Annotated in this window: 3 protein-coding genes and 1 pseudogene; 2 read left to right on the forward strand and 2 right to left on the reverse strand. The window is 70.7% G+C overall.

Annotated elements, in window-relative coordinates; all coding sequences use genetic code 11:
* Positions 1-254: pseudogene (locus ACWELQ_RS39490) on the forward strand (hypothetical protein); the annotation flags it as partial.
* 86 nt (positions 255-340) lie between these two features.
* Here the strand turns inward: ACWELQ_RS39490 and ACWELQ_RS39495 are convergent.
* Positions 341-715 carry a cupin domain-containing protein gene (locus ACWELQ_RS39495; protein WP_452402119.1) on the reverse strand — a complete coding sequence of 125 codons (375 nt, stop codon included), beginning with the start codon at positions 713-715 and terminating at the stop codon, positions 341-343.
* Positions 716-720: 5 nt separating this feature from the next.
* A complete protein-coding gene (locus ACWELQ_RS39500) occupies positions 721-1,089 on the reverse strand; it encodes a nuclear transport factor 2 family protein (RefSeq protein WP_452402120.1) in 369 nt (122 codons plus the stop codon).
* A gap of 123 nt (positions 1,090-1,212) precedes the next feature.
* On the opposite strand from ACWELQ_RS39500, the gene ACWELQ_RS39505 reads away from it, so the two are divergent.
* The coding region (locus ACWELQ_RS39505) for an AAA family ATPase (RefSeq protein ID WP_452402121.1) at positions 1,213-4,352 on the forward strand (3,140 nt) is incomplete at its 3' end.

A 4,352-nucleotide genomic window follows, 5' to 3' on the forward strand; every position in this document is an offset into this window, starting at 1 on the left:
CGGCGAATGAGAGTGGCTTCGACATGAGATGTCCTCGGGCCGAGGGATATTCGGGACATACTGTGAGTTGTCAGGGCACCGGGGTGCCCGCGTGCTGGCGCACCGCCACCGCCGTGCTGCTCCCCGACGACGACGTGGTGGCCCGCACCCGCAGCTTCGCCCCGCATCCCCTGCTGGCCCCGCTCGCCCGCGGCATGTTCGCGGTGCTGGAGAGCGACCCGGTCACCGTGCGAATCACCTTCACCGACAACTGATTTCAGTGGGCGGCCGATCTCCGGATCGGCCGCCCACCGGCTGCGCCCCTACCCACCGCCTGTGCGCTCACCCCGCGGGAGCGCGCTCACTTGGCGTAGTTGCTCGCACCCCACCAGTCCACGACCACCACGTCCTCGTCGCCGACCACCCAGGCGTCGTGACCCGACGGCAGCGCGGTGACCATGCCGGGGACGGCGTCGAACTCGGTGCCGTCGGCCATCTGGATGTGCAGGGTCCCGGCCACGTGGTACTGGAAGTGCGGCGCTTCGCAGAATTCGGTGCCCGCCATCGGTTTGACGTCCTGCGACCAGCGCCAGCCGGGCTTCAACACCAGGCGGCCGATGTCGGCACCCTGCACGTGGACCACTTCCATCTGCCCGTGCTCGAAGGCGCGCACCTCGTCCGGGGCGGCGAAATCGCGGTGTTCCGCGCGGGCTCCCTGAATCGTGTTGTCGGTCATCGTGCTCACTCGTCCCAGACCTGGACGCCGACCTCACGCACGATGTGCCCGTCCGCGATGTCGAGAGTGGCCGCGCACAGCACGCGACTGCCGCCCGGGTATTCGCAGTCCTCGGTGAAGGCGACCCGATCGCCCTCGGAGGTCAAGTGCTGCACCCGGTGGGTCATATCGCGGCTGCAGATGTCGGTGAGGTAGTCGCCGATCTGATCTCGTCCGCGCAGGATCTGCGGATTGCTCGGCGGGTGCAGCCGATCGACCAGCCGCAATTCCGCGTCCTCGGCGTACAGGTCGATCAGCTGGGCGGCGTCACGCTCCTCGATGCCCCGCCGCAGCGCCGCGAGGTCGAACCGCGCGGTGGATTCCATGGTGCTCATATCGTGTCTCTCCGGATGGGGGCCGTCCGTCGCGGCCACTGATCCCAGCATCGGAGCGCCCCGTCATTTGATCGTCAACGCGGAGACAGACCCGCCCGCGAGGACTACCGTTCCTGTCATCGGATGGTGGTTATGCTGCGGATTCACGTCTTCGGTGCACTCGGGATCGAACAGGACAACGATCCCGTGCCGCTCCCGCGCGGTCGGCTGATCCGTTCCCTGCTGGCCTGGCTCGCCCTGCACCCCGGCCCCCACCCTCGCACCCGAACCTGCGCCCAATTCTGGCCCGACGCCCCCGACGCCAAGGCCCGAGCCAGCCTCCGCAACGCGATCTGGACCCTGCGAAACACCCTCGGCCCCCATGCCTCGGCGCTCCGGACCGACCGCGACACCATCGAACTGCGGCGCGACGCGGTCTGGGTCGACGCCGTCGAGTTCGATCGTCTCCGCGCCGCGGGCCACGCCGAGCAGGCGATCAGCCTCTGCCGCGGCGACCTGCTCGCCGACCACGACGAGGAATGGGTCCAACGCTCCCGCGACGAGTACGCCCACCGCCTGGCCGCCCTGCTGGCCGTCACCGCGCAGGCGGCCGAATCCGGCGGCGACCTCACCCGAGCCCGAGCCCGAGCCCACCGCCGTGCGACAGTGCGCCCGTTGGACGAAGAGGCGACGCGCGAACTGATCCGCCTGTCCGCGGCCGACGGTGATCTGCCCGCCGCGATGACCGCATTCACCCGCTTACGTGAAGCCTTGCGCTCCGAATTGGATGTCGAACCCGCCGCCGCCACCCTGGCCCTGATCAACACGATGGCTCCGGCAGCACCCGGCAATGCGCTCAGCGGGCTCCCGACGGGATCGGCCGCCCTGACCGCGCCGGGATTCGCAGCCGCGTCCGCAGTCTCGGCCATTCCTGAGGGAGTAGGCAGCACCACGGGCAGTGGCCAGTTCCGGAGCGTCGATGTTGCCGGAACAGCAATGGCGGCAACGCTTTACGGCCGGAGCACAGAGTTGCAGGCACTGACCTCCTGCTGGCAGCGGGCGCGCGACGGTGCGGGGATGGTGGTGGCCCTGAGCGGCGACGGCGGAATCGGCAAGACCCGGCTCGCGGAGGAACTACTCACCATCGCCCGCCACGACGGAGCCCGCACAGCGATCGGCGCACCCGGCGCCCTCGGTGGCGCACCGTACGAACTGTGGTCGGAGCTGCTGGCCGAGGTGCTCGAGCCGGACGACCGGCTGCCCGAGGGCACACTGTGGGCGGCAGACCTGGCGCGGCTGTTGCCCGGAGTAGCAGCGCATTTGGGCCTACCCTCCGCACCCAGGCCGGACGCCGAGCCCACGCCTTCGGCAACCACGCCAGCTCAACCGCGCGACACGGGTCGGACACCGCCACCGGCGGGAACCCCGGAGGTAGCAGCGCATTTGGGCCTGCCCTCCGCACCCGGGCCAGACGCCGAATCCACGCCTTCGGCAACCACACCAGCTCAACCGCGCGACACGGGTCGGACACCGCCACCGGCGGGAACCCCGGAGGTAGCAGCGCATTTGGGCCTGACCGCGACGCGGGTGTCGGTGGACACGCCGCCTCAGGTGGACGCGCCATCCCGCGCGATCGCCTCGGTCGTGGTCGACCATCGCTCCGTCCGGTCGGCGGCGGGTACACCTGACCGGCCCGGCCACCACGGTGCGCCAACGCCTTTGGCGCAGGTCACTGCACGTGGGACGCAGGCGGGCATCGCGCTCGGGGTTGAGCATGATCGGATTCGGCTGTTCGAGTCGGTTGTCGAGCTGCTCGGGTTCCTGGCTGCGCGCCGGCCGCTCGCGCTGGCGCTGGAGGATTTGCAGGCGGCTGATCCGTCCAGCCTCGAGCTGCTTCGGTATGTGGGGCGGCGGCTTTCGCGGGTGCCGGTGCTGTTGATCCTGACGCGGCGGGGATTACCGCCGCGGCCGCGAGTGGATGCGGTGCTGGGTGCGTTGCGCGCCAAGGGGGCGCTGCGGTTGGAAGTTTCGCTGAAACCCTTGCCCGCACAGTCGATTCGGCTGATCGTGCGCCAAGCCGCGCGACTGCCCGGGCCGGTGGAGGATCGCATTCTGGCGGCGGCCGACGGTAATCCCCTGCTGGCGATCGAGACCGCTCGGCACGTCGAGCTCGGTGCTGGTGATCCGGCGGACGGGTTGCGGGTGGCGACCGCGTCGGCCATGGCGCGGCTGAGCGAGGCCGGTCGACTGTTGCTGGAGTTGGTTGCCGCCACCGGCCGCGATCTGAATCGAGCGGAGGTCACGGCGCTGCCGCTGCTGCCCGATCCGGCCGTCGCCGCCACGGAAGCGCTTGGCGCGGGACTGCTTCGGGTGCGCGAGGACGCGATCGGGTATCGGCACGAATCACTGCGGCAAGCGGTCTACGACGAGATTCCTGCGCTGCGGCGGGTGCGGCTGCACGACGCGCTGGCCACGAGCCTGCGTGAGCACGGCACGGCCAGCGGTCGCCGCCGCGCCGTCGAACTGGCCCGGCACCTGCGCCTGGCCGGGCACCGGAGCCGCGCGGCCGCCGAGTTGCGGCAGGCCGCAGCGGCGGCGCGGGCGGTGGCGGCCATGACCGAGGCGGCCGAATATCTGCGGCAGGCGGTCGAATTGGATCCGGAGAACGCCGGTCCGATGCTCGAACTCGCGGAGATCGAGGCGTGGCGGGGGCTACTGGACGCCTCCGATGCCGCGTTCAGCAGTGCATTGGCGTTGATCGCGACTGCCGATGCCGACGCGCTGGTGGATGCGTGGTTGCGGCGGGGGCGGTGGTTGCGGGGCGGGGTGTGTCATCCGCGGGAGGCGCGGCGGTCCTATCGGGCCGCGCTGGATGTCCTCGAGCGGGTGCCGGAACCGGATCCCTGGATCCGGGCCGAGGCGCTGGCCGGAATGTCCTGGGCGGAGGCGGTCGCCGGGGATCCGGAGGTGGCGACGGCCTTGCTGCGCGAGGTGGATCGGCTCGTGCACGGCCGTACCCTGCCCGAATTGCTCGCGCACGACATCAGTTTCGCGCGGGCCCATGTGCTTTTGCGGGTGGGCCGCTTCACCGAGAGTTACGGCCCGTTGATCGCCGCCGCGCATGCCGCCGGGCGGGCCGGGCGGCCGGATATGGCGTACTCGTGCCTGGCCAATGCCGCCGGGGCAGCTGCGTGCGCCGGTGATTTCGAGCGGGCGCTGGATTTCGTGGAGCGCTGTCTGCCCTTGGTCGTACCTACCGGTTTGACCCGCCTGGCGGTCTACTC

Source organism: Nocardia sp. NPDC004722 (assembly GCF_053601505.1).

Excerpts from the sequence above, each read along its gene's own strand:
- ACWELQ_RS39500 (WP_452402120.1), bottom strand. The coding sequence starts at position 1,089 with ATGAGCACCATGGAATCCACCGCGCGGTTCGACCTCGCGGCGCTGCGG.
- ACWELQ_RS39495 (WP_452402119.1), bottom strand. The coding sequence starts at position 715 with ATGACCGACAACACGATTCAGGGAGCCCGCGCGGAACACCGCGATTTC.